At 33.6% G+C, this 25,757-nt stretch carries 22 protein-coding genes; 11 read left to right on the top strand and 11 right to left on the bottom strand.

Going from position 1 to position 25,757, the window contains the following annotated elements:
* Positions 1-169 precede the first annotated feature (169 nt).
* Positions 170-514 (bottom strand): 5-carboxymethyl-2-hydroxymuconate Delta-isomerase, encoded by a 345-nt coding sequence (locus tag APR43_RS12110; RefSeq protein ID WP_053472210.1) that lies wholly within the window; start codon positions 512-514, stop codon positions 170-172.
* A gap of 183 nt (positions 515-697) precedes the next feature.
* Here APR43_RS12110 and APR43_RS12115 point away from each other — a divergent pair, with 183 nt between their 5' ends.
* From APR43_RS12115 to APR43_RS12130, 4 genes are all read left to right on the top strand, one after another.
* Complete coding sequence (locus tag APR43_RS12115) at positions 698-2,305, top strand: DUF6377 domain-containing protein (protein ID WP_053472211.1); 1,608 nt, start codon at positions 698-700, stop codon at positions 2,303-2,305.
* A 207-nt stretch (positions 2,306-2,512) separates the two neighbouring features.
* Complete coding sequence (locus tag APR43_RS12120; RefSeq protein ID WP_053472212.1) at positions 2,513-4,729, top strand: glycoside hydrolase family 3 C-terminal domain-containing protein; 2,217 nt, start codon at positions 2,513-2,515, stop codon at positions 4,727-4,729.
* Between the two features lie 179 nt (positions 4,730-4,908).
* A complete protein-coding gene (locus tag APR43_RS12125) occupies positions 4,909-5,556 on the top strand; it encodes a DUF1349 domain-containing protein (RefSeq protein ID WP_053472213.1) in 648 nt (215 codons plus the stop codon).
* Between the two features lie 155 nt (positions 5,557-5,711).
* The gene (locus APR43_RS12130) at positions 5,712-6,851 is read left to right on the top strand and encodes an acyltransferase family protein (protein ID WP_053472214.1); all 1,140 of its coding nucleotides are present in this window, start codon (positions 5,712-5,714) and stop codon (positions 6,849-6,851) included.
* A gap of 407 nt (positions 6,852-7,258) precedes the next feature.
* Here the strand turns inward: APR43_RS12130 and APR43_RS12135 are convergent, their stop codons facing one another.
* Both APR43_RS12135 and APR43_RS12140 read right to left on the bottom strand, forming a co-directional pair.
* Positions 7,259-8,365 carry an NADH:flavin oxidoreductase gene (locus tag APR43_RS12135; RefSeq protein WP_053472215.1) on the bottom strand — a complete coding sequence of 369 codons (1,107 nt, stop codon included), beginning with the start codon at positions 8,363-8,365 and terminating at the stop codon, positions 7,259-7,261.
* A gap of 7 nt (positions 8,366-8,372) precedes the next feature.
* A complete protein-coding gene (locus tag APR43_RS12140) occupies positions 8,373-8,675 on the bottom strand; it encodes an ArsR/SmtB family transcription factor (RefSeq protein WP_035644774.1) in 303 nt (100 codons plus the stop codon).
* A gap of 373 nt (positions 8,676-9,048) precedes the next feature.
* On the opposite strand from APR43_RS12140, the gene APR43_RS12145 reads away from it, so the two are divergent.
* A complete protein-coding gene (locus APR43_RS12145; RefSeq protein ID WP_053472216.1) occupies positions 9,049-9,543 on the top strand; it encodes a TlpA family protein disulfide reductase in 495 nt (164 codons plus the stop codon).
* Positions 9,544-10,119: 576 nt separating this feature from the next.
* On the opposite strand, the gene lpdA is transcribed toward APR43_RS12145, so the two are convergent.
* The 5 genes from lpdA to APR43_RS12175 all read right to left on the bottom strand — a co-directional run bounded on the left by lpdA (position 10,120) and on the right by APR43_RS12175 (position 14,740).
* A complete protein-coding gene (gene lpdA / locus APR43_RS12155; protein ID WP_053472218.1) occupies positions 10,120-11,526 on the bottom strand; it encodes a dihydrolipoyl dehydrogenase in 1,407 nt (468 codons plus the stop codon).
* 213 nt (positions 11,527-11,739) lie between these two features.
* Positions 11,740-12,900 carry a chromate transporter gene (locus APR43_RS12160; protein ID WP_053472219.1) on the bottom strand — a complete coding sequence of 387 codons (1,161 nt, stop codon included), beginning with the start codon at positions 12,898-12,900 and terminating at the stop codon, positions 11,740-11,742.
* Between the two features lie 14 nt (positions 12,901-12,914).
* On the bottom strand, positions 12,915-13,415 hold the full coding sequence (locus tag APR43_RS12165; protein ID WP_053472220.1) for a hypothetical protein: 501 nt from the start codon (positions 13,413-13,415) through the stop codon (positions 12,915-12,917).
* Between the two features lie 59 nt (positions 13,416-13,474).
* Positions 13,475-14,341 carry a chromate resistance protein ChrB domain-containing protein gene (locus APR43_RS12170; protein WP_053472221.1) on the bottom strand — a complete coding sequence of 289 codons (867 nt, stop codon included), beginning with the start codon at positions 14,339-14,341 and terminating at the stop codon, positions 13,475-13,477.
* Between the two features lie 15 nt (positions 14,342-14,356).
* Positions 14,357-14,740 carry a hypothetical protein gene (locus APR43_RS12175; protein ID WP_053472222.1) on the bottom strand — a complete coding sequence of 128 codons (384 nt, stop codon included), beginning with the start codon at positions 14,738-14,740 and terminating at the stop codon, positions 14,357-14,359.
* 210 nt (positions 14,741-14,950) lie between these two features.
* Here APR43_RS12175 and galA point away from each other — a divergent pair, with 210 nt between their 5' ends.
* On the top strand, positions 14,951-17,770 hold the full coding sequence (gene galA, locus APR43_RS12180; RefSeq protein WP_053472223.1) for a beta-galactosidase GalA: 2,820 nt from the start codon (positions 14,951-14,953) through the stop codon (positions 17,768-17,770).
* A 151-nt stretch (positions 17,771-17,921) separates the two neighbouring features.
* On the opposite strand, the gene APR43_RS12185 is transcribed toward galA, so the two are convergent.
* Both APR43_RS12185 and APR43_RS12190 read right to left on the bottom strand, forming a co-directional pair.
* Positions 17,922-18,902, bottom strand: a complete 981-nt coding sequence (locus APR43_RS12185) for an L-dopachrome tautomerase-related protein (RefSeq protein WP_053472224.1) — start codon at positions 18,900-18,902, stop codon at positions 17,922-17,924.
* A 101-nt stretch (positions 18,903-19,003) separates the two neighbouring features.
* A complete protein-coding gene (locus tag APR43_RS12190) occupies positions 19,004-19,591 on the bottom strand; it encodes a Crp/Fnr family transcriptional regulator (RefSeq protein ID WP_053472225.1) in 588 nt (195 codons plus the stop codon).
* Between the two features lie 258 nt (positions 19,592-19,849).
* Here APR43_RS12190 and APR43_RS12195 point away from each other — a divergent pair, with 258 nt between their 5' ends.
* From APR43_RS12195 to APR43_RS12205, 3 genes are all read left to right on the top strand, one after another.
* A complete protein-coding gene (locus APR43_RS12195) occupies positions 19,850-20,719 on the top strand; it encodes a helix-turn-helix domain-containing protein (RefSeq protein WP_053472226.1) in 870 nt (289 codons plus the stop codon).
* A 228-nt stretch (positions 20,720-20,947) separates the two neighbouring features.
* Complete coding sequence (locus APR43_RS12200) at positions 20,948-21,352, top strand: cupin domain-containing protein (protein ID WP_053472227.1); 405 nt, start codon at positions 20,948-20,950, stop codon at positions 21,350-21,352.
* Between the two features lie 97 nt (positions 21,353-21,449).
* Positions 21,450-22,505: an NAD(P)-dependent alcohol dehydrogenase gene (locus tag APR43_RS12205; protein ID WP_053472228.1), complete on the top strand. Its 1,056-nt coding sequence runs from the start codon at positions 21,450-21,452 to the stop codon at positions 22,503-22,505.
* 170 nt (positions 22,506-22,675) lie between these two features.
* Here the strand turns inward: APR43_RS12205 and APR43_RS12210 are convergent, their stop codons facing one another.
* Positions 22,676-23,263: a DUF4142 domain-containing protein gene (locus APR43_RS12210; RefSeq protein WP_053472229.1), complete on the bottom strand. Its 588-nt coding sequence runs from the start codon at positions 23,261-23,263 to the stop codon at positions 22,676-22,678.
* A gap of 190 nt (positions 23,264-23,453) precedes the next feature.
* On the opposite strand from APR43_RS12210, the gene APR43_RS12215 reads away from it, so the two are divergent.
* Positions 23,454-24,809 carry a hypothetical protein gene (locus APR43_RS12215; RefSeq protein WP_053472230.1) on the top strand — a complete coding sequence of 452 codons (1,356 nt, stop codon included), beginning with the start codon at positions 23,454-23,456 and terminating at the stop codon, positions 24,807-24,809.
* Between the two features lie 84 nt (positions 24,810-24,893).
* Positions 24,894-25,586 (top strand): hypothetical protein, encoded by a 693-nt coding sequence (locus APR43_RS12220; RefSeq protein WP_053472231.1) that lies wholly within the window; start codon positions 24,894-24,896, stop codon positions 25,584-25,586.
* Positions 25,587-25,757 lie beyond the last annotated feature (171 nt).

Consider the following 25,757-nt stretch of genomic DNA (forward strand, 5'->3'; position numbering starts at 1 on the left):
AAGTTTTGTCATTCCGAGGAACGAGGAATCGCACTAGAAATTCCGTACAGCAGATCGCCATCTTTGTCGATTCTCTAGTGCGATTCCTCGTTCCTCGCAATGACAATATCATGGAAAATATTATAACATTTATTATTTGTAATAAAATTATTTATATCAAACAAACCAATTAAATCATTTTACTATTAAAATAACCAGCCTTTTGGAAATCGTCTATATTCATAGAAATTGATTTAACTTCGGGCAAAATTATATTTAGTTTCGTTACAATTGCTTTTGATAAATTGTTTTTTTGTTCTTCATTTTGGCCTTCCATTATATAACCAAAAACATGAATAAAATCACTTAAAGTATTACCATTATTATAATGTGAGAAAGGATTTATGCGAACTTTAATTTCTGTTGCGGTAAAAAGATCGGTTGATAAAGCTGAATTAAAAACTTCCTGCATGATATCATCTGCAGATTTTAATCTTAATACATTTTCAGAACATTCGATGATAAAATTTGGCATTTGATAGTAGTTTAAGTTAGAAATTCACTTCAATCAAAATTATAAAAATCATTATTAGTTTTAGGTTATTTTGCGAGATATATAAATAATTCATTTTTCTATTTACACTTTATTATATTTGTACGTTACATTTATTTTTTACACAGTTTGAAAAATCCACTTTTGTTACTTTTAATTGTCTTGATGAGCTTTCCGGTTTTTGCTTCGGAAAGTACAGATGATATTATAGACAAGTTAAATCTGGCGCTAAAAAACAAACAACATTATGTTAGATTAAAGGAAGAAAGGATTCTAAATTTCAAAAAAATCAAATCAGAGGATTTAACGAAAGAACAAGAGTACAATTACAATAAAACCTTATATACAGAATACCAAAAGTTCAATTCAGATTCGGCTATTTTATATGTAAAAAAGAACTTAAAAATTGCCGATGAACTTCACGATAAAGATTTGGCCGATTTAGCCAATCTGCAATTGGTTACACTATATTCCTCTTCGGGAAAATACAGGGAATCTGAAGCAATTTTAAAAAGTATTGACAAAAACAAATTGTCAAAATCCCTGCTTCCCAACTACTTTGTTTCGTATCGTGAATTTTTTGAGCATTACGCGGCAAATAGTTACAGTAAAGAATATTTACAGCAAATTCAAAAATACCGTGATTCATTATTGATGGTTTTAGATCCAAAATCTATTAATTACCAAATCAATAAAATTCAGCACGATGTATATCATAAAAAAATAGTTAGTGCCCAAAAGCAATTAATGAATCTGCTTAAAAATACCAGCGAAGATGATCCGCAATATGCCATGATTACCTATTTGCTTGGAAGTATTTATGAGCATACACATCAGCTTGAATTGCGAAAAAAATATTATGCACTTTCGGCAACTTCTGATATTAAAAATGCTAATAAAGACAATGCTTCGCTGCAGGAATTAGCTTTGGTTTTTTATGAAATTGAAGATGTCGATATGGCGTATAAACTAACGCAATCGGCGATTGAAGATGCGCTTTATTGTAATGTGCAGTTTCGAACGCTTTTAATGTCAGAAGTTTATTCGATTATCAATACCGTTTATTTAGAGAAAGAAGCCAAACGAAAAACAGAATTACAGCTTTATTTAATCTGCATCAGTTTGCTTTCGGTATTTTTAATTATTGCGGTAATTTACGTTTACAAACAAATGAAAAAGGTTTCGAGAATTCGGGGAGAACTCTATGAAACCAGTCAAAAATTAGCCGAATTAAATCAGGATATTACCGAAACCAATAATCAGCTGCAAGAACGTAACGCACAATTATCAGAATCGAATCATATCAAGGAAGAATATATTGCACATTTTTTCAGCCTTTGTTCAACTTACATTAATAAACTGGAGAATTACCGTATTATTTTAAATAAAAAAGCAACGGCAAAACAATTTGACGAAATCTATAAAATGCTAAAGTCAACGACTTTGGTTGATACAGAATTAGAAGAATTGTATAAAAACTTCGATATTATTTTCCTGAATTTATATCCCACTTTCGTAAAAGACTTTAATGCCCTTTTAATTAAAGAAGAACAAATCGTTTTAAAACAGGGAGAATTGCTAAATACTGAGCTTAGAATTTTTGCTTTGATTCGTTTAGGAATTAACGACAGTGTAAAAATTGCGGCCTTTCTTCGTTACTCTTTAAGTACAATTTACAATTATCGAACAAGAGCCCGAAATAAAGCGGCAGTTTCGAGAAATGATTTTGAAGAAATGGTCATGAAAATAGGTTTAATTACATTGAAAATGTAAAGATTTATTTTAAAATCACTACTTTTTTTAGCCTTTATTTTTTATTAAAAAATTGATAATCAGAATTTTAATTTTTTAATTCACTACTTTTTTTCGTTTAAAAATTCAAAACGAACTATAACGTTTTAGCTTTACAATATTATTAAAAGGTACAATTGACCACTTGTATCTATACCAAAAATTGAATGCTTAAATAAATTACTAGTTATGTTTAAAAACGTTAAAACAATCCTTGTTTTAGTTTTGTTGAGTTCATTCGGATTGAATGCACAAAATAAGGTTCCGGTTTATCTTGATGATAAAAAGCCAATTAGCGAGCGTGTAGAAGATGCGCTTTCAAGAATGACAACCGAAGAAAAAATTGCCATAATTCATGCGCAGTCAAAATTTAGTTCACCTGGTGTAAAACGCCTTGGAATTCCGGAAAACTGGATGACCGACGGACCACACGGAATTCGTACTGAAGTAAAATGGGACGAATGGGACCAAGCAGGTTGGACAAATGATTCTTGTATTGCATTTCCGGCTTTAACCGCACTTTCTTCAACATGGAATAAAGAATTAGCTTCTTTATACGGAAAATCAATTGGAGAAGAAGCGCGTTACCGAAACAAAAACGTACTATTAGGACCTGGTGTAAACATTTACAGAAGCCCTTTAAACGGCCGTAACTTCGAATATATGGGAGAAGACCCGTTTTTAGCTTCAAAAATGGTTGTTCCTTATATTAAAGGAGTGCAGTCTAATGGAGTTGCTGCCTGCGTAAAACACTTCGCTTTAAACAATCAGGAAACAAACCGTAATTCTGTTAACGTAGTAGTTGACGATCGTGCCTTATACGAAATTTATCTTCCGGCTTTTAAAGCGGCTGTACAAGAAGGTGAAGTTTGGGCAATTATGGGTGCTTATAACAAATACAAAGGTCAGCAATGCTGCCACAACGAATATTTATTAAACGATATTCTTCGCGGAGAATGGGGCTTTAAAGGTGTTGTAGTTTCTGACTGGGGAGGTGTAAACGATACGAAACAAGCTATTCACAATGGTTTGGACATGGAATTTGGTTCTTGGACAAACGGACTTTCTTGGGGAACCAGTAATGCTTATGATAATTATTATTTAGCAAAACCATATTCTGAAATGATCAGAAAAGGGGAGATAGGAACAAAAGAATTAGACGAAAAAGTACGTCGTGTTTTACGTTTAGCTTTCCTGACTACAATGGATAGAAACCGTCCTTTTGGATCTTTTGGAACAGAAGAACATGCTAAAGCTGGTTTAAAAATTGCTCAGGAAGGAATCGTTTTATTACAAAACAATAACAACATTTTACCAATCGATCTTTCTAAAACTAAAAAGATTGCCGTTATCGGTGAAAATGCAATTAAAATGATGACTGTAGGAGGAGGAAGTTCTTCTCTAAAAGCACGTTACGAAATTACACCTCTTGAAGGTTTAAAGAAAAGAATTGGCAATCAGGCTGAAATCGTTTATGCTCGTGGTTACGTAGGAGATCCTACAAGTAATTATAACGGAGTTGTAGCAAAAGTAAGTTTAGAGGAAAAACGTTCTCCTGCTGAATTAACTGCTGAGGCTTTAAAAGTAGCAAAAGATGCTGATATTGTATTATTTATTGGAGGTTTGAATAAAGCTCCAAATCAGGATGATGAAGGACACGATCGTAACGGATTAGAGCTTTCTTATGGTCAGGATAAATTAATCAGTGAATTGGCAAAAGTAAATAAAAATATTGTTTACGTAAATATTTCTGGAAACGCGGTTGCAATGCCGTGGGTAAAAGAAGTTCCGGGAATTGTTCAGGGATGGTTTTTAGGAACTGAAGCTGGAAATGCTTTGGCATCGGTTTTAGTTGGAGATGTAAACCCTTCTGGAAAATTATCTTTCACTTTCCCAGTAAAATTATCGGATAACGGAGCACACGCTTTAGGAGAATTTCCAGGTAAAGATGAAGTAAAATACAACGAAGGAATTTTTGTTGGATACCGTTGGGCAGACAAACAAAAAATAAAACCATTATTCTCTTTCGGACACGGATTAAGCTACACGACTTTTGCATACGGAAAAGTAACAGCTGATAAAAAACAAATTTCAAGCAGTGATAAAATCACGTTTTCTGTTACGGTAAAAAATACAGGAAGCAGAGAAGGTTCTGAAGTGGTACAGCTTTATATCAGCGATTTAAAATCTTCATTACCTCGTCCGATTAAAGAATTAAAAGGATTTGAGAAAGTTTCGCTAAAAGCGGGAGAAGAAAAAACAGTAACATTTACAATCGATAAAACGGCTTTAAGTTTCTTCGATGATAAAAAACACGACTGGGTTGCTGAACCGGGAGCTTTTGAAGCTATCGTAGGAGCATCTTCAACTGATATAAAATCTAAAGTGGGCTTCTCACTTCAATAATTTCATTATTTCTAAATTGGTTGGTTGTAAAGCTGCAAGTGTAAAAAGTTGCAGCTTTGCTTTTTAAGATTTACCATTAAGTTTAAAATTTTACCATTAAGATACTAAGTTAATTAAGCTTTGAACTTAATATCTTAATGGTAAAAAAATAAAACACTTTATTGTTTAAATTATTTACTATGAAAAAAATTGTACTTGGTGCTGTCGCTTTATTTTTAGTGCAAAATCTTGCGGCGCAAAGTCTGGAAAAAATGCAATGGTTTAATGAACCTGAAAAATGGGAAATTAAAAACAATGCCTTAATCATGAATGTAACCGCAAACAGCGATTACTGGAGAATTTCGCATTACGGATTCACGGTTGATGATGCGCCTTTTTACTATGCAACTTACGGCGGTGAATTTGAAGCCAAAGTAAAAATCACAGGAAATTATATCGCTCGTTTTGACCAAATGGGATTAATGATTCGTGTTGATGAAAAAAACTACATCAAAACCGGAGTAGAATTTGTTGACGGGAAATTCAATATCAGCACCGTTGTAACACATGATAAAAGTGACTGGAGCGTAACTACTCTTGAAAAAGCATCGCCGTTTATCTGGATAAAAGCGGTAAGAAGATTAGATGCTGTTGAGGTATTTTATTCTTTTGATGATAAAAATTATATCATGACCAGAAACGCGCCTCTACAAGATAATACCCCAGTAATGGTTGGGTTAATGGCCGCTTCTCCTGACGGAAAAGGTTTTGAGGCTAAATTCGAAAACTTCTCTGTAAAACATTTAGCGGATCAAAGAAGATTAGAGTGGCTGAAAAACCACCAATAAATTAATTTTCAATTTTTTAAATTCCAAATTCCAATTTGTTAACGCATAGCTATGTTTGTTTAAACAAGTGAAACGCCTTTTTTAAAGTTCAAAAACTATGTCTCTATGTGTTTAATTAAAAATTTAGACTAACCTTATAATAACCAAAATATTTTATGAGCACAGTTATTTACACTGATATAAAACCAAAAAAACATTACGAGATTCTCGATGGTTTGCGTGGAGTTGCGGCTATTTTAGTTGTTATTTTTCACATTTTTGAAACCTTTAGCGGCGGAAATCGTTTTATACAGATAATCAATCACGGTTATTTAGCCGTTGATTTCTTTTTTCTTTTATCAGGGTTTGTTGTCGCTTATGCGTATGACGATCGCTGGGGGAAAATGACGCAATGGGAATTCTACAAACGCCGATTAATACGCTTACAGCCTATGGTGATTATGGGAATGATCATTGGTGCTATATTTTATTATTTTCAGGCCTCAGATATATTGTTTCCACAAATTGCAGGAATGGAAGTGTGGAAAGTAATTTTAACCATGATTATTGGTTTCACTTTATTACCAATTCCGCCTTCAATGGAAATCAGAGGCTGGGGAGAAATGCATCCTTTAAATGGTCCGGCATGGTCACTTTTTTTCGAATACATCGCAAACATCTTGTACGCCCTAATTTTCCGCAGATTTTCGAATAAAGTACTATCAGTTTTTGTGCTGATATTTGCCGGACTGTTAATTAACTATACTGTTTTTGGTCCAAAAGGTGATGTAATTGGCGGCTGGTCATTAAATCTGGAACAAATGAATGTTGGTTTCACCCGATTATTGTATCCGTTTTTTGCCGGAATTTTACTTTCCCGTTTAGGGAAATTAATCCATATAAAAGGTGCATTTTGGGTTTGCAGTATTTTAATCACAATTGTTTTGGCATTGCCAAGATTTGGAGACGAAAATAGTTTATGGATGAATGGTTTATATGAATCATTCGTTATCATTTTAATCTTCCCAATTATTGTTGTAATAGGAGCGGGCGGACAAATTAAAAACGCTTTCTCGGCAAAAATATGTAAACTTTTAGGCGATATTTCATATCCAATTTACATTACACATTATCCTTTAATTTATTGGTATACCGCTTGGGTTGTTGATAATAAAGTTTCGCTTCAGGACGGTTACGTTGTAGGAATTGGAGTTTTAATTGCGAGTATTGTAATAGCATATCTATGTTTAAAATTATACGACGAACCAGTTCGTAATTGGCTTCAGAATAAATTTCAAAAACGTAAAATAGCGTAAAATGCACAAGATAGAGATGCACTGCAGTGCATCTACGCAACGTATATAAAATCTTGAATTTCTAATTTTGTTAGTTATAGATATTCAAAAAAGGGATGAAGCTTATAGTTTCATCCCTTTATTTTTGTTTTATGTAGATACGTACCGCAACTACGTCTTTTTTTGCCACAGATTAAAAAGATTAAAAATGATTTTTTTGTATGAATTTGCAAAAATGCGTTTAAATCTCGTGTCTATACTTTGCGTAGACGCACTGCTGTGCGCCTCTACGGATATGCATTGTGTAAAAAATAAACAGGGATGAAACTTAATAGTCTCATCCCTGTTGTATTATTTTGTGCCACAGATAAAATTAAAACCAGCGTAAACCAGTAAAATCCGTTAAACCAGTGGGCCACCTTTAAGATTTATTCTAAAACCAATGCTCCCAAAGCTTCTTTACTAAACCCTTTTAATTCATCCGTTTTTCCGGCTTTAATTTTAGCAGTCCAATTAGGATCAGATAATAAAGGTCTTCCAACGGCAACCAAATCAAAATCACCTCTGTCGAAACGTCTGTTTAATTCTTCTAAAGAAGTCGGCTGAGAACTTTCTCCGGCAAAAGCACCAAAGAAATCTCCGGAAAGACCAACAGAACCAACTGTAATAGTTGGAGCTCCGGTAACTTTTTTAGCCCAGCCTGCAAAGTTTAAATCAGAATCTTCAAACTCTGGTTCCCAGAATCTGCGTTGCGAAGCGTGTATAATATCCACTCCGGCATCAACAAGAGGCGTAAGCCAAGCTTCTAATTCCTGCGGATTTTTAGCCAGTTTATAATTGTAATCAGAAGGTTTAAATTGAGAAAAACGCATGATTACAGCAAAATCGTTACCCACTTGTTTTCTAACTTCTTTAATCACTTCAATAGCAAAACGATTACGTTCCGGTAAAGTTTTTCCACCGAAAATGTCTTCACGTAAATTCGTTTCAGCTCTAAAAAATTGGTCAATTAAATAACCGTGCGCACCATGAATTTCAACAGTATCAAAGCCTAATCTTTTAGCATCAGCCGCAGCTTGTCCAAAAGCAAGAATAGTATTTTCAATATCTTTTTCAGTCATGGTAACACCATTTCTAAAATCAGGTCTGTTTAATCCAGAAGGACCTTCAAAAGGAACTGGGGGAACCCATCCTGAATGGTGGTTATCCATAATTCCCATATGCCAGATCTGCGGACCCATTTTTCCGCCTGCAGCGTGAACTCCATCAATAACTTTTTTCCATCCGTTTAAAGAAGCTTCGCCGTGAAAATGCGGCACATTAGCATCATTTGATGAAGAAGGTCTGTTAATTACAGTTCCTTCAGATAATATTAAACCAACTTCGCCTTCAGCTCTTTTTTGGTAGTAAGCAGCTACATCATCAGTTGGAACTCCGTTTGGAGAAAAAGAGCGCGTCATTGGCGCCATTACGATTCGGTTTTTAAGGTTTAACGATTTTAAGTTAAACGGCGAAAACAGGTTGTTTGTACTCATAAGTAATTTACAAATTAGATTGAATTAATTTACTGAGTGCTTCAAAGGCACCTTCGTTGCGTTTATAGTAAGTCCATTGTCCAACACGTTTGGCTTCAATGAAACCGGCGCGTTGTAAAATAGACAGGTATTCAGATACTGTAGATTGTGTCAAACCGGCTTTGGCCTGAATTTGTCCCACGCAGACTCCGTGTTCAAATCCGCCATGTTCCAGCTGACTGGGAAAGTTTATTTCGGGTTCCTTAAGCCATTCCAGCATTTGTAATCTGGACTTGTTAGAGAGTGCCTTAAAAAGTTCTATATTTTCCATGATGCAAATATATCGACTTTTCCCGATATATCAATTTAAAGAAATATTTTTAGGAAAATTTTATGATGGAGGAGGAGAAATGATGAAGAATTTAGGAAAGAAAAATTATATTTGCTAATGTATTAATCTCGCAAAGTCGCAGAGTCGCAAAGTTTTTTTTCAATTGCCTCCAGCTTTAGCTGGAGGTAGCAAGAAAGGTAAGAAAAGGGCTTTAGCCAAACTTTATATTTTTGGCTAAAGCCTTTCCAAGCTAATTTTTATAAACCTCCAGCTAAAGCTGGAGGCAATCCATAGAAAAGACTAAAAAAACTTTGCGACTCTGCGACTTTGCGAGATTAAAAAACGTTCCCCAAAACAATAAACTTAATAAACTATGAAAAAAACGCTACTTATTTTAGGATTCTTATGTTGTGTATTAACCAGTTCAAAAGCGCAGGTTGTAGGTACTGATATTGGCGATATAGCACCAGAAATAGATCTTCCTGATACCAAAGGAAACAATGTGGTACTTTCGTCTTTAAGAGGTTCATTAACTTTAGTTGACTTTTGGGCTTCCTGGTGCGGACCTTGTATTAAAGAACAGCCGACTTTATTAAAATTATACAATGCTTATCCAGATAAATTTTCAATTTACAGTGTTTCTATGGATACTAAAAAACCGCTTTGGTTGGGAGCAATTACAAAAGGAAAACTGCCTTGGGTACAAGTAAGCGATTTAAAATATTGGAAATCTCCGGTTATTGGAGATTATATGCTTCAGTCTGTTCCTCTGAACTTTTTAATTGATAAAAACGGAATTATCATAGCTAAAAATATCCACGGAAAAGCTTTAGAAGATATGGTTAATGGTTTGTTGACTGCTCAATAAAATGGAATCAAACCTTTCTTTATCAGACTTCCGTAGAAGATTGCAAAATAATATCGAGATTGGTTCTTTAAAAGTGAATTTAAGTCACTTTAGACTATTTCCCATATTTGGCGGCGCAAAACCTTTTTATGGACTTTTTGATGATAAAAGTTTTCGGTTAACTATAAATTCAGCGACATCTCCCACAATTTTTATTGTGAGAGGAAATTACAAGAATATAGATAATAGGGTTAATGTGAATTACGTCGTTGAAGAAAATAGCAAATTTCAATTGCTTTGGACGAAATTCTCTCCAGTAGTTTTTCTAATATTCATTAATATATTTTTTCTTTTCTTTGGAAGAGGCCTTAGACGAGCCACTACAATTGTGAGTTTGTTTCTTCTTATTGTCATTTTCTATTCAAGATGGAAAGAAGAAAGAAAGAGGAAAAAACTAGAACAAAAATTTATCAGAATTTTTGAAATTAAATGAGATAAAAAATAGAATACAGATCTTTGTCAAAGTTCCAAACTTTGACAAAGATTAAGACTGTAAAAACTTGAAACCTGAAACAAAGAAAACCTGAAACAAAAAACTTAAATATTAATAGCTCCCTGTCCGGAAGCAATCATATAAGCTTCTTTTAAAGTTTCAGAATAAGTTGGGTGAGCGTATGAAATTCTGAACATATCTTCGTCTGTAACTTCATATTCCATTCCAATGACACCTTGAGCAATTAAATCTGCGGCTCGTGGGCCAATGACATGCATTCCTAAAAGCTCACCATATTTTGGATCAGATAAGATTTTAGAAAAACCATCTTTTTCCATAGCCGCTCTCGCTCTTGCGCTGGCTGAGAACGGAAATTTTCCAACGCGATATTCAACACCTTTTTCTTTCAGTTCTTCTTCGGTATAGCCAACGGAAGCCACTTCTGGCCAAGTATAAACAACGCCCGGAATTAACTTGTAATTAATATGAGGTTTTTGTCCGTTAATAGTTTCGGCAACAAAAATTCCTTCCTCTTCGGCTTTGTGCGCCAGCATTGCTCCGGCAACAACATCGCCGATAGCATATATATTTTCGGCTTTGGTTTGCAGTTTTTCATTGGTAACGATTCGGCCTTTTGAGTCGACTTCGATATTGGTATTTTCTAAACCTAAACCTTCTGTATACGGTTTTCTTCCAACAGCAACCAAACAATAATCGGCAGTAATTTCCTGTGGATTATTGGAGGCATCCAAAAAACTGACCGTTGCATTCTTGCCGTTATTTTTAGCTGATTGTACTTTATGACTCAATAAAATCTTGATATTCTGTTTGGTAAATATCTTTTTAAGTTCTTTTCCAAGATCTTTATCCATTGTTGGAATCAGGCTGTCAAAATATTCTATTATCGTAATCTCAACGCCAATTCTGGCATAAATAGAAGCCATTTCTACACCAATTACGCCTCCGCCAATAATTACAATGCTTTTCGGTTTTTCGGGCAGTGAAAGTGCTTCTGTTGAAGTTATGATTCGTTGTTTGTCGATTTCAACTCCGGGAATTGTAGCTGGTTTTGAACCTGTTGCAATAATAAAATAAGTTGAAGTAATTTTAGTAGAATTGCCATCGTTGTGTTTTACGCTGATTTCAGAATTATTCAAAAAAGAACCAATTCCTTCAAAAACCTCGATTTTGTTTTTCTTCATTAAAAAATTAAGTCCGGCAATATTCTGTTCTACAACTTCGCCTTTTCTTTTAATTAACTGCTTGAAATCTAAACTCAATTTTCCGGTTAGGATTCCGTGTGTTGCAAATTTGGTTTCGGCAGTATGATAATGTTCCGTACTGTCCAGTAATGCTTTTGTGGGGATGCAGCCAACATTTGTGCAGGTTCCGCCAAGGGCTTTATATTTTTCTACAAGAGCAGTTTTGTAACCTAATTGCGAACAGCGAATTGCCGATGCATAACCGCCCGGACCTGAACCAATAACAACAATATCAAATTTTGTTTCCATAAATGAGTTTTTTAAATAATTAAAAGAACATTTTAGTTAAAGCAATCAATATGCCTTTATTTAAGTTGTTGAAATTTAATAATTAAAAATGTATTCTGGAAAAGAATTTACTGTATTTCGTTATTTAAAAAGTTGAATTCATGATATTTAAAAAGTAATCCCAAATTGAAAACCAGCCGTAAAAGAGGCAGGATGCATTGCAAAACGAACGGGTTATATAAGTTTAATAAATAAGCCAAATAAAGCGGCAATAATTATTATATAAGGTTCGGGTAAATTTTTGATGCGAAACAAAGTAACAATTGTTATAAGAGCGATAAAAGTTGTTGGGACATCAATTATAGTTTGGGAAGCAATTACAAGAACTGAGCCTGCCAAAGCACCAATAACTGCTGCTGTTATTCCATCAACAAATGATTTAACTGATTTATTTCCTGCAATTTTATGAAAATAAGGAGCCATAGCAAGAGTAAATATATAACAAGGTAAAAATGTGGCTAAGGCCGCAATCAGAGCACCCAAAAAACCGTCGACTAAATAGCCAATGAATCCTACAGTAATTACCACCGGGCCGGGTGTTATCATTGCTACAGCAACAGAATCTAAAAATTGCTGTTCTGTTAACCAATGATTTTCAATTACAACGCCCGAATGTAAAAAAGGTACAATGGCTAACCCGCTTCCAAATACAAATGTTCCTGCCTCGGCAAAGAAAATGGCAATTTTTATTAACGTTCTGCTTTCATAATTCCATAAAGGAACTTGTAGAAATAATATTGAAGTTATAGATCTTGAGTTCCACCATTTAGGAGGTGACTTAATGATCATATATAAAAATCCTGCGGCAATAAATAACAAAACCGGTTCTTGCCGCATTATAAATGTTATACTAAAAGTAATAATAAAAAACAGCCATAATAACCAGTTTGTCCTAAAAGACTCTATATTAAATTTACCAATAGATTTTACAGTAAGTTTATACGAACTTACGACTATAAGCCCGATAACGGCTGCGCCAACACCATAAAATACAGCTTGAATCCAGGGAAGCCCTCCATATAATTTATATATAATTCCTAAAAGGACAACCATAATAAAGGAAGGTAAAATAAATGCAAACCCAATTAAAGTGGCTCCTATTAGTCTATAATGCACAAAACCTAAATATATTCCTAATTGAGCTGCCAATGGGCCGGGGGCTAATTGGGCTAAAGCCAAACCCTGTTTGTATTCTTCTTCAGAAATCCATTTGCGATTTTCGACTAAATCTTTATGCATATATCCCACAAGCGCAACCGGCCCTCCAAAACCTATTGTTCCTAGTTTTAGAAAGTATAAAGTTAATTCTCTTAATGAATATTTTGAAGTTGTCATTGATACCGATATTTTTAAAAAGCAATTCCAAATTGAAAGCCAACCGTAAAAGAGGCAGGATGATCATTACCAAAACGAACGGCAAGCGGAAGCGCCACATAATAACTGCAATTATCACTTTTTATAACCGTTTTATTAAGTACGGGAGTTATACCATATCTGCCGCTGCTTTCAAAAGCTGCTCTTCCGGCAAAAGTATAACCGTTACCAAGAGCCACTAAAACACCGGGATGAAATAATAAATTAGTCACTTTATCACTGTTTCCCTGAACTCTGATATTAGGAACAACTTCAAAAGAAAAACCTATTTTCTGGCTCTTCCAAATATTGATTCCGGTAGGAAAACCAACGGCATAATAATCTCTAAAATTTACACTTGTTTGTTCACTGCTAAAAGTGGCAATAGGATGCATAATCCCAAAATATCCTGTAATTTTTGGATAAGTAGTTTGAGAAAATGCATTGAAACTGAAAGTAAATAAAGCGATTATGAAAATGTGTTTAAATGAAATCATGATTAGTTTTGTTAATTAAGAAACAAAACTATCGACAATGTAAATTAAAAAATAGAATGCTATTTACCTTTTGTATCTGAATTACTTTTCAGGGCATTTTTTCTATAAGAAGAAGGATTTTTGCCTGTTTGCAGTTTGAATATCCGGGTAAAATGACTTTGATCTGAAAATCCCGTCATATAAGCAATTTCGGTTAGAGTATAAGTCGAATTCTGAATTAGGTTAATAGCTTTTTCAATTCGCAGTTTTCGAACATATTCGCCAAAATTTAAATCTTCAAAATATTTAGAAAATTCCCTTGATAAATAAGAAGGGTTTAATTCTAAATCATTAGAGATTTTCTTTAAATCAAAAGTAAACTGCGCATCAATTTGATCCTGAATGATGTTCTTTAATTCCTTAACCCATAAAGGTGTTTTTTGACTGCTTTTTTTCTCAATCAAAAGCTTATTGTAAACTTCGTGAAGTAAACTTTCAAACGGGCTGTTTTGCAAATGATTTTGCTTGTACAAATGTTTTGCCCAGCTGTATAAGGCATCGTAGAGTTTTAATCCCGTTTCTAATAATTCGGCATCGTTTGTAATATTATGCGAAAGTCCGGCAGAAATTGCCCAGAGCCCGGCGGCTTCTTTAGCAAGATCGTGACGGTCGGTATCGGCGCCGCGAACAATTTTTGCCATAATTAAAACCGCTGGATCAGCAATTTGATATTTTTTTATAATGTAATCAAAAGTACATTCTTCATTATAATGCGTAAATTCTACATTTGGAATATCAAACGGAATCGCATCTAATTCTTTCGCTTTCGCTGCAACTTCACTAAACGGAACATAAATAAATTCGGCATCGGCATCAACAAAATTTTTGATCAGCCACGGACAGGCAATTCTATCAATTTTAGGCCTTTCACGGGTGATCCATTTCATTTGGCAAGTTTAAAATTAATCGTTTTCATTCGAAGTTTTCTTTACACCGCCAAAACTCGTTTTCATCAATTCTCTAATTTGAAATTGTGTTTTGTTTCGGGTTACACTTTTCCATTGGTCAAAATCATAAATATGAATTTGATCAGCATAAGGATTAGTTACAAAGAAAAGCCTTGATATGGAATATTTATAATATTTTAATTCATGCGAAATGTGGCGGTCGGGAACGACAATAAGAATCGTATCCCAATCCAGAAAATTTTGGGGAACATCATCTCTTTCAGTTAATCCAAGAGATTCAAAAAAGGCCAATATCTTTTGATCATTATTCTTATCGATCTTTTCATCGATACGTTTAATGGTGCTAAGAAGCTTTTTTTCATCTTTAATAACACTCATAGTAATCTCTGTTTTTTTAATTTTTATATAAAATTACATCAAATCAGAGTTATTTAAAAAAGTATAGCCAATAGAATGATTCTAAATTTTTTAAGCACCATTTTCAAACAGATTATCAGATCTTATTGCATATATTTTGATAAAATACTATTAAGTTAAGTCCTTTTTATGCTCTAATTTTATCGTTCTAACTTTACCAAACCAAGTTTTATGAAAATTGTTTCCTTAAAAAGAATTATTCTGTCTGTCAGTTTTTTGATTTCCTGTTTGACATTCGCCCAAAATAAATCAGAAAGAGAATTGACTTTAATCGATAAAGACTGGCGTTTTTCGTTTGGTCATTTATACGATACAGAAAAAGATTTTGGACATGCAACGGGTTATTTTTCATACTTAACCAAAACCGGATTTGGCGATGGCCCGGCGGCAAAAGATTTTGATGACCGTGCCTGGCGAAAGTTAGATTTACCTCACGATTGGGCTGTTGAACAGGAGTTTAGTGAAAAAGGAAGTTTCAGTCATGGTTTTAAAACGGCTGGAAAAGGCTTTCCGGAGAAAAGTATTGGCTGGTACCGAAAAAAAATCAATATTCCGGAAACTGATAATGGTAAAATTATCAGTCTAAAATTTGACGGTGTTTTTAGAAATTCGAAAGTATTTTTTAACGGATATTATCTCGGAACAGAACAAAGCGGTTATAACGGATTTGAATATGATGTAACGGCTTATGTAAATTATGGAGGAGAAAATACAATCGTTGTTCGTGCCGATGCATCAATGGAAGAAGGCTGGTTTTATGAAGGTGCGGGGATTTACAGACATGTTTATCTGCAGAAAACAAATCCGGTTCATGTTGCATCAAACGGAACTTATGTAACTTCTCAACTTAAAAATAACAGTGCTGATGTTATTGCAGATGTTACGATTGAAAATAAAGGAAATTATAAAGGATTAATTGAAATTGTTCAGACTGTTTTGGATCCTCAAAATAAACAAGTCGCCAATTTTTCTGAAAATATAGTAGCTCCTGAATTTTATCAGACAATTACACATAGTTCAAAATTATATCTAGAAAATCCATTTTTGTGGAGTATTGAATCGCCAAATTTATATCGTTTGGTAACGCAGATTAAGCAAAACGGAAAAACAATTGATAGTTATGAAACTACTTTTGGAATTCGAACGATTGAGTTTGATCCTGAAAATGGTTTTTTCCTTAACGGAAAACCTTTAAAACTAAAAGGAACCAATAATCATCAGGATCATGCGGGAATAGGAACGGCGCTTCCAGATGAAATTCAGTATTATCGAATTAAAAAACTGAAAGAAATGGGCTCAAATGCTTATCGCTGTTCGCATCATCCGCCAACGCCTGAATTACTTAAAGCCTGCGACGAACTGGGAATGCTTGTAATTGATGAAACGCGTTTGATGGGAATTAACGATTATCATTTGAATGATTTAAAGCGAATGATGGAGCGTGACCGAAATCATCCAAGTATTTTTTGCTGGTCGGTAGGAAATGAAGAATGGAATATTGAAGGCAATATTGTGGGTGAACGTATTACGAATGTAATGCAGAATTTTGCAAAAAGTATTGACGCAACAAGACCTGTAACAGTAGGAATCAGCAGTGGATTTAAAAGCGGAATTTCGTCTGTAGTTGAAATTATGGGTTATAATTATCTTGGAAACGGAGATATCGATGCACACCGAAATCAGTTTAAAAACCAACCGGGAATGGGAACGGAGGAAGGTTCGACTTTTGCAACACGTGGCATTTATTTTACTGATGATGCCAAACATTATCAAAGCGCTTACGATAAAAAACCCCGCCCAAGTTTTTACAGTATTGAAGAAGGCTGGAAGTTTTATGCAGAAAGACCTTATTTAGCCGGAATGTTCATTTGGACAGGTTTTGATTATCGCGGCGAACCTACGCCATATGGCTGGCCATCGGTAACTTCGTATTTCGGAATGATGGATGTTTGCGGTTTCCCGAAAGACAATGCGTTTTATTTAAAATCGTGGTGGGGAACGCAACCTGTTTTGCATATTATGCCACATTGGAACTGGAGTGGGATGGAAGGTAAAGAAATTGATGTCTGGGTACATTCTAATTGTGATGAAGTAGAACTTTTTCTAAACAAAAAAAGTCTCGGCAAAAAGAAAATGGAACAAAACAGCCATTTAGAATGGAAAGTAAATTATATGCCGGGAACTCTGGAAGCCATTGGATATAAAAATGGAAAAAGAATACTTTCTGATATTCAAAAAACAACCGGAAAAGCAGAAAATATTAAACTTTCTGTAGATAAAGAAAATGTACCAAATTCAAAAGTTACGGTTGTAACAGTTGAGGTTTCAGACAAAAACGGATTACATGTTCCAACTTCAAATGATGAAATTACGTTTTCCATAAAAGGCGGAAAGATTTTAGGAGTAGGAAACGGTGATCCAACTTCTTTAGAAAAAGATCAGTTTCTGGATGCTGTTTCATTAGTTCAAATAACTAATTTTCAAGAACAAAAAGGAGTAACGGCTACTTTGTCTCAGGAACTACAAAATTATCCCGAAAACGATTGGAAAACAGCGTTTAAAGACAGAGATTATAAAAACCAAGCACCATCTTATATTTACAGAGGTGAATTTGAACTAAAAACCAATTTGACTTCTAATATCGTGAGTTTCTTTTACAAGAAAATTGGATTAGAAACAGTGGTTTTTATCAACGGAAATAAAGTAGATGCAAGTGTAGAAGATTCTCAAAAGTATATTTTGGATTCGAAAATACTAAAAGAAGGCAAAAACATCATTCATATCGTTGCAACGCCGCTTCAAAAAATAAAAGACTGGGACGTAATGAATACAGATCCGGGAATTATTCAGGTTGTAACTCCATCTGAGCCTTGGAAAAGAAAACTTTTTAATGGTTATGCTCAAATAATTATCCAAAAAGAGGAAAGCGCTAAAGAAGTTATTTTATCCGCTTCCGCGAAAGGATTACGAGCTACAAGTTTGAAGAATTAAGATTAACCGCAAAGACGCAAAGGTTTACGCAAAGCACGCAAAGAAAATAAAACTTTGCGCCCTTGCGACTTTGCGAGATTATTTCGATCCAGTTAAAAAAAAACCTTGCGACCTTTGCGTAAACCTTTGCGCTCTTTGCGGTTATAAAAAACTATTTTATTCTCTGAATATCGTAAGAAGACTGCGTTTTATCTCCGCCCAATAATTTCCCCAATTTAGAACTTATTACATAAACATTTCCATCTGAAGCCAAAGCTGCAGTTGTTGGAAAATCTTCTTTGCCAACATTGGTTTCACTAATTTTTGAAGCACTTTTCCAGTTATTATTGCTCGAAAAAGTATATGTTTTTCCTAAAGCCAATCCGTTTTCAACCACAACAAGATTATTGTTTTTGTCTAATTCAATTCCGTCAGGCGCGCTGAAAGATGCTCCTGTAACTTCAGTAATAATGGAAGGATTAGAAATCGAAATTTTAAACAATTTAGAATCATCTGTTTTAACGGCTAATAAATAACCATCAGGATGAAAAACAATTCCATTTAAACCAAATTGATTTGGCGCGGGTTTGAATAATTCATTCGTAACAAATAAAGATGCTGTAAAACTGGTATCAATTTTATAGATATTCGGAGAAAAAGAATCGGTAATATAAATATTTCCGTCAGTATCTACCGCAATATCATTTAGGCATGATCCGGCATTTGGCGTAAAATTTTTCAAATCAATTTCCTTAATCAAAGCGCCAGAGGTAAGATTAAAAATACTTACTGTAGCAATTGTTCCGGAGCTTGTAGCAGTACTTTTTTGTGAAATTCCTAAATCGGCGTTAGCGACAATTAATCGGTTTCTGGTTTCATCCGTATAAATTCCTGTTGGCAGAACCAATTTACTGCTTGTAGCAAAAACTGTCGTTTCACCTTTTGGGTTCATTGCATAAACGGCACCTTTATACAACGAACTGAATAAGAATTTTTCATTTTTTGAGTCATAATCAATTCCTTCAGGATACAGACCAATATCTGTTACGGTATATTTGCTTTGAAGAGAAACAGAAACTGAGGCAGGCTTTTTTTCACTGTCGCAAGCAGCAAAAAGAATAGAAAAAGCGGTAATTAAAATTGTATTTTTCATTTTTATTGAATTGAAATTATTTGTCCTTATTGACAATGCAAATCTGGGACAGAACAAGAAAAATAAAAATGAACTGGTTTAGGAAATTCGGTTAAACTAGTTTAACTTTTTGAGGTTTTCCGATTGCGTATTTTACTCAAATACTCGGTGCTAAAACCAAGATAAGAAGCCAAAGCATATTGCGGCACACGCTTAGCGATTTCAGCATATTTGCTCATAAATTCATCATAACGTTCTTCGGCAGTTTTGGTAAAATTGGACAAAAGTCTTTTTTGCTGAAAAGCAAGCGAACGCTGTGTTATAATACGTTCAAATTTTTCAAGTTTGGGAATTTCGCGTAGAAATTTCTGTTCGTCTTCATATTCAATCTGAATCAAAACCGAATCTTCAAGCGCTTCCACAAAAAGAGTAGCAGGTTCCTGATAAATTAAACTGCTGTAATCAGAAATCCACCAATCTTCAATAGCAAATGATAAAGTGTGTTCTTTTCCTTCGTTATCGACTAAATAACCTCTAAAAGCACCTTTTACAACATAGCTTTTGTGTTTGCATACAAAACCCGGCTGTACAATAAATTGCCTTTTCTTTACTTTGGTAATTTTCAAAAAAGTAGCCAGATGCTTTTTTTCATCATCTGTCAAATCAACATATCTTGAAACGTAGTCTATAACGGGCAGTAAATCCTTCATGCAAACAAAGATAAAAAGTTTTGTTTCAGGTTTGAAGTTTCATGTTTCAAGTTTTTTTGTTTCAAGTTAATCTAACCGCAAAGAACGCTAAGGTTTACGCAAAGCACGCAAAGAAAATAAAACTTTGCGACCTTGCGACTTTGCGAGATTCTTTCATTCCAATAAAAAACCTTGCGACCTTTGCGGTTAAAACTTAAAACTTGAAACCTGAAACAAAAAAAACAAAAAACTAATATTTGATTTTCATAACTTTGCAAAATGAATAATCAAACAGAAAGTCAGAATTGCGATTTTACTTCAGATTTAAAGCTGAAGGGATTTAAGGTATATCAGATCAACGGAGATTTAAGTAAAATTCCCGTTTACAGCCGCAGGGATTTTTATAAAATCTGCATCAATACGAGTAAAAGTATCATACAATATGCTGACCGCGGAATAGAAACCGACGGAACTATTTTGTTTTTCGGTAATCCAATTATTCCATATTCATGGGAAACCGTTTCTGAAGGTTATGAAGGTTATGCCTGTGTTTTTACAGAAGAATTTCTGAGAGCAAAAGACCGTTCAGAAACACTTCACGAATCACCTTTGTTTAAAATAGGAGGAACACCAATTTTTTCTTTAAATGCTGAACAAAAGGTGTTTATAGATTCATTGTTTCAAAAAATGATCGAAGAATATGAAACTGATTATGTTTTTAAAGATGACTTAATGCGCAGTTATGTTAACTTGATTATTCATGAATCGATGAAAATGCAGCCGTCAGATAATTTCTTTAAACATAGAAATGCATCTGCGAGAATTACCTCTTTATTTTTAGAATTATTAGAAAGACAGTTTCCAATCGAAACTAAAAACGAACCGCTGGCTTTAAAAACCCCACAGGATTATGCACAAAGTCTTGCTGTACATGTAAACCACTTAAATCGTTCAGTAAAAGAAGTTACAGGAAAACCAACAACGGCGCATATTACAGAAAGAGTTATCAATGAAGCAAAAGCTTTGTTACAGCATACTGACTGGAGTATTTCGGATATTGGTTATTCGCTTGGATTTGAATATCCGAGTTATTTTAATAATTATTTTAAAAGACTTACAGGAACGGTTCCAAAATCGTTAAGAATGTAAATTGTTTCAATTTCATAATTTTTTGTTTGAATATTGTTATTTCCGGAAAGCATTCCTTTCCTAATTTTGCCTTTGAAATTACGATACTAAATAAGTTATCAGTTTTCAGCAAACTAAATAAATACTTCATAAAGCGGATCCTAGCTTTCTAAATTTAGTTTATAATTCTGATAATGAATAATATAAGTAGTTTTAAATAAAGTCAATCTCAAAAAAATAACTAAATTTATGTCAACAAATTATTCAGCCGTTATCGAAGAAGGAAAAGTCCCTAGTGCATATATGACGGGCGACGTTTCATACAAGAAGCAAAGCAGTGATATTCATCCTGAAAATACTGTTATTAAGGAAGTTACTTTTGAACCTTGTGCAAGAAGCAACTGGCATAGCAATGCGAGTCTGCACATGCTTATTGCAAAGAATGGAGTAGGTTATTATCAGGAAAGAGGAAGCGCAGTTCGTATACTTCTTAAAGATGAAGTAGTTACGATTCTGCCGGGAGTAGAACACTGGTATGGAGCAACTCCGTTTGACAAGTTCTCTTATGTTGCCATTATCACAGAAATTGATAAAGGCCACGGAACCTGGTTAGAAAAAGTAACCGATGGAGAGTATTTCGTTTTGAGTCACTAAGTTTCTAAGATACTAAGGGACTAAGGGACTAAGTTTTCTAAAACTTGAAACCTGAAACAAAGAAAACCTGAAACTAATTAAAAAAACAAAAAAACATATGGAAACAAAAAACATAAAAGCATTTGGTACAGAAGCTGCTGAAGCGCCATTAAAAACCTTAGACATTCAGCGTCGTGCGGTACAGGCACACGATGTTGAAATTGAAATTTTGTATTGCGGAATCTGCCATTCTGATTTACACTCAGCAAGAAACGAATGGCACGGAACTATTTATCCAATTGTTCCCGGACATGAAATCGTAGGCCGAATTGTAAAAGTAGGTGATCACGTTAAAAATTTTAAAGTTGGCGAACTTGCCGGAGTGGGCTGTATGGTTGATTCATGCAGAGAATGTGACAATTGCAAAAACGATTTAGAACAATATTGTGATGAAGGAAGTATTTTAACGTTCAATTCTCCAGACAAACATTTAGGCGGAATCCAGACTTTTGGAGGTTATTCTCAAAGTATTGTAGTTGATGAAAGTTTTGTACTGCATATTTCAGATAAATTAGATCTTGCCGGAGTTGCACCTTTATTATGTGCCGGAATCACAACTTATTCTCCTTTAAAACACTGGAATGTTGGTCCTGGTCAAAAAGTTGGAATTGTTGGTATTGGTGGTTTAGGCCACATGGGAATCAAATTAGCAAAAGCTATGGGCGCTCATGTTGTTGTATTTACAACTAATTTATCTAAAACAGAAGATGCAAAACGTTTAGGTGCAGATGAGGTAGTTTTATCTACAGATGCTGAACAAATGGCTAAACATGCAAAAAGCCTGAATTTTATATTAGACTGCGTTTCTGCTGAACACAGCATCGATTCCTATCTAAATTTATTAAAAGTAGACGGAACGTTGACTTTAGTGGGCGCTCCAATGGATCCGCTTCCTGTAACTTCATTCAGTCTTATATTAGGTAGAAGAAGTTTTGCAGGTTCTGCTATTGGCGGAATTGCCGAAACTCAGGAAATGTTAGACTTTTGCGCAGAACACAATATTACAGCTGATATTGAAGTAATTGGCGTAAACGACGTAAACAACGCTTACGAAAGATTATTAAAAGGAGATATCAAATATCGTTTTGTAATTGATATGGCTTCTTTAAAATAAGGTTCAAAGCTGCAAAGGTTCAAAGTAACAAAGGTTTCTCATAGGGTTTTAAAAAAAACTTTGAACCTTTGCAGCTTTGAACCTTTACACCTTTAAAAAAACAAAACCCCTCAAGCAATTCAACTCTTGAGGGGTTTCTTAAAAATAAATAATAACCAATTAAATTTATTTTACTTTTTGTCCAGATTTTGTTTCAGCAATTTGGCATGTTCTAAATGTGCTGTTAATCCTGCGATATTATTTGAGGCCCAAAGTTTAACATCTTCGTCGTGTGCATCTTTTGCTGCTTTTTGAAGTTTGTCAATTGCTTTTTCGTGACCGTCGATCATCATATCGGCGAATTTTTTATCAAAATCAAGACCTGATTTTTCGTTTAGTTTGTTGTATTCTTCTTGTCCTTCTTCAGTAAGTGAACTTGGCAGTGTAAAGTTTTTAGCTTTTGCTAAAGCACTTACTTCAGATGCTGATTTAGTATGCTCATCAACAAGCATTTTACCAAATTTTTTCACTTCGGCATTGGTACTTTTTTGCTGTGCCAATTTTCCTATTTCGATTTCAGCCAGGTTAATTTCAGCCTGATCTACTAAAAATTCAGAATCATCTTCCTTACTGTCAATAGAGTCAAATTTGGCTTCATTAGCATCTTCTGCAACTTCTTTTGGATCTTCTTGTTTTACTTCATTTTTACAAGAGTTAAGGAATAAAATAATAAGTCCCGCTCCTAAAATTGCTTTACTGGCTAATAATATCTTTTTCATGATTTTATAGTTTAAATGTTATGATGTAAAATTATTGAGAAGTTACAGGAATGTCTTACAGGATTTTTAGAGATTGTTATATGATTTGGATATAGGAATGATAAAAAAAAACATATTAATAGTATAATTGTTTCATGATTATTCAAATAATATTAATAATATTGAAGTATGAACAAATAAATTAATACGGTTGAAAGAGATAAATGAAATATTGAAAAATTACGATGAGATTATTGAAAGCCCATTAAATATGCTGGAGGCAAATAGTTTCATAAAAATATATGAAGGCGAATTTACTATTTCAAGTGATGAAATAAAAATTGTTGTGGTTGGTACCATTCAATATGATTGGTTTCCAAATTCAGGAGCTAATTTTCGAGCTAAAATAGTTGATAAAATAGATATCCTAAAATTGTATAATAACTCATTGCATATTTTTATTGATGGATTAGAATTCGGTGAAGGTTTAATAACCAATGTTACTCTGAACAATAGTATTTTTATTAAAGGGACCTTAAGTCAAAGAGCAATATTAGGAGATCAATCAATAGCTGTTGAAAAGATAGTTTTTTCTATTCCGAATATGCGTGAATTTAGTGGTATTAATATAAAAAAAGCTACTAGAGATAAAACATGGACAGGTGCAAATAGATTAAAATTTGAAAATGATAAGTATTTAATTTTAATAGATAAGAAGTTAAATTATGATAATCTTAAAAAAGAACTTAACGAAAAGGGAGGATATTTGATTTTATACGATGGAGAACTAACATGCAAAAAAGGATCTATAAGTTACGAGGACACAAAAGATATATTATATTGTTTAGACACATTTATGACTTTTATAAATGGAAGGAGAACCTCCGCAATTTTTATTCATGGAATACATGATGGTGCAGTAATTTGGCAAGATTTCACAAATTATGATATAGATATATATGAATTTGCACAAAGTTGGCCGGAAGTTCACTCAATTGAAGGTTTAAACGAATTATTTCAAAAATTTAGCCAAATTTGGAAAGATAAAAGTGATCAAGATTTTTTAGTGTCGGCTATTCATTGGTATATTGAATCAAATAATAATAGGGGATATTCGGATGGAGCAATTATTATGGCACAAACTGCTTTGGAGCTTTTATATAATTGGTTCATTGTTGAAAATAAGAAATTAATTATAGGAAAAGATTCAGAAAATATAAATGCCTCCAATAAAATAAGGTTATTACTTTCTCAATTAAATATAAATTACTTAGTGCCTCAAAAATTTAGTTTTTTACAGCAATTTATAGATGAAAATACTCAAATGGTAGATGCTCCTGATGCAGTTGTTCAAATTCGTAATGCAATAGTTCATTCGCAAGAAGAAAAAAGAAGGAAATTAAGTGAAATTCACTTTAAGGTAAAATATGAAGCTCTTCAATTATGTATATGGTATATTGAAATGTCCTTGTTGGCTATTTTAGATTATTCTGGAAAGTATTCTAATCGGTGTTCAAATGAAATGCATATAAGCGAAAGAGTAGAATATGTTCCATGGAAAAAGTAATTTAAATAAAATGTGAAGAATAATAAATGTCCATTTGGCTTAGCACATTACAATTAATCAGAGAATCAAAAATTAATTAATTAAATGAAAAAACTCATCGTTTCCTTATTATTTCTTGTAAACCTTACAGTTTCCGCGCAAGCGTATTTTCCGGATTTTGATGATTTGTTTTTGGGTAATAATACAGATGAATCACTTTTTAGTCCAGAACTCAATTATTTTAGAGACGGATTAAAAGTAACAAGTAAATTGTTGTTTATTAAAGATTTGCAAACATCTTCCTCGAGATCTGCCGCATTTTATAGTTTTCAAGTTATCCCGAGATCTGATTTGCAGTATGATTTTTTAAATAGTGGGATATTTTTAAAATTCAATGTAAATGCTAAAGAAAAATATCCATCGTTTGATGTTATTTTTAATGAATTTGTAAATGAAGATAAAGAAAGCGGTAACGGAAGAATCGATTTATACAATAAAGGACTTTCTATATTATTTAGTCAAACGGATGTAAAAGTATTTGATTCTCAAAAAAAGACCTCTCTAAAAGACCTCAAAGCAGAGTTTTTAATCTCAGATATTGAATACAAAATTGACAAAACAAACTTAGAAATTGTCTTTAAAGGAAGTTTTACAACTGATATCAATATTAAAGGAAAGAAGATTAAAAAAGAAATTCTCTCAAAATTAACTTTAAACGCAGATAAAGAAGGTTTTGGTATTTCTTACATGGATCCAAAAAGCAATAAGAAAAAATATATTGTTGAGAAAGATATATAGTCAACAAGAATATTAAATAACAAAATCCCATTCGAAAGAATGGGATTTTTTGTTTTAGCGCAATACTATTTGTCATTTCGACGGAGGAGAAATCGCACTAGAAACTCTACAAAGAAAAGCGCCAATCTTTGTCGATATACGAGTGCGATTTCTCCTCCGTCGAAATGACAA

This window comes from Flavobacterium sp. NLM, from assembly GCF_002210235.1.
In the GTDB taxonomy this organism is placed as follows: Bacteria; Bacteroidota; Bacteroidia; order Flavobacteriales; family Flavobacteriaceae; genus Flavobacterium; species Flavobacterium panici.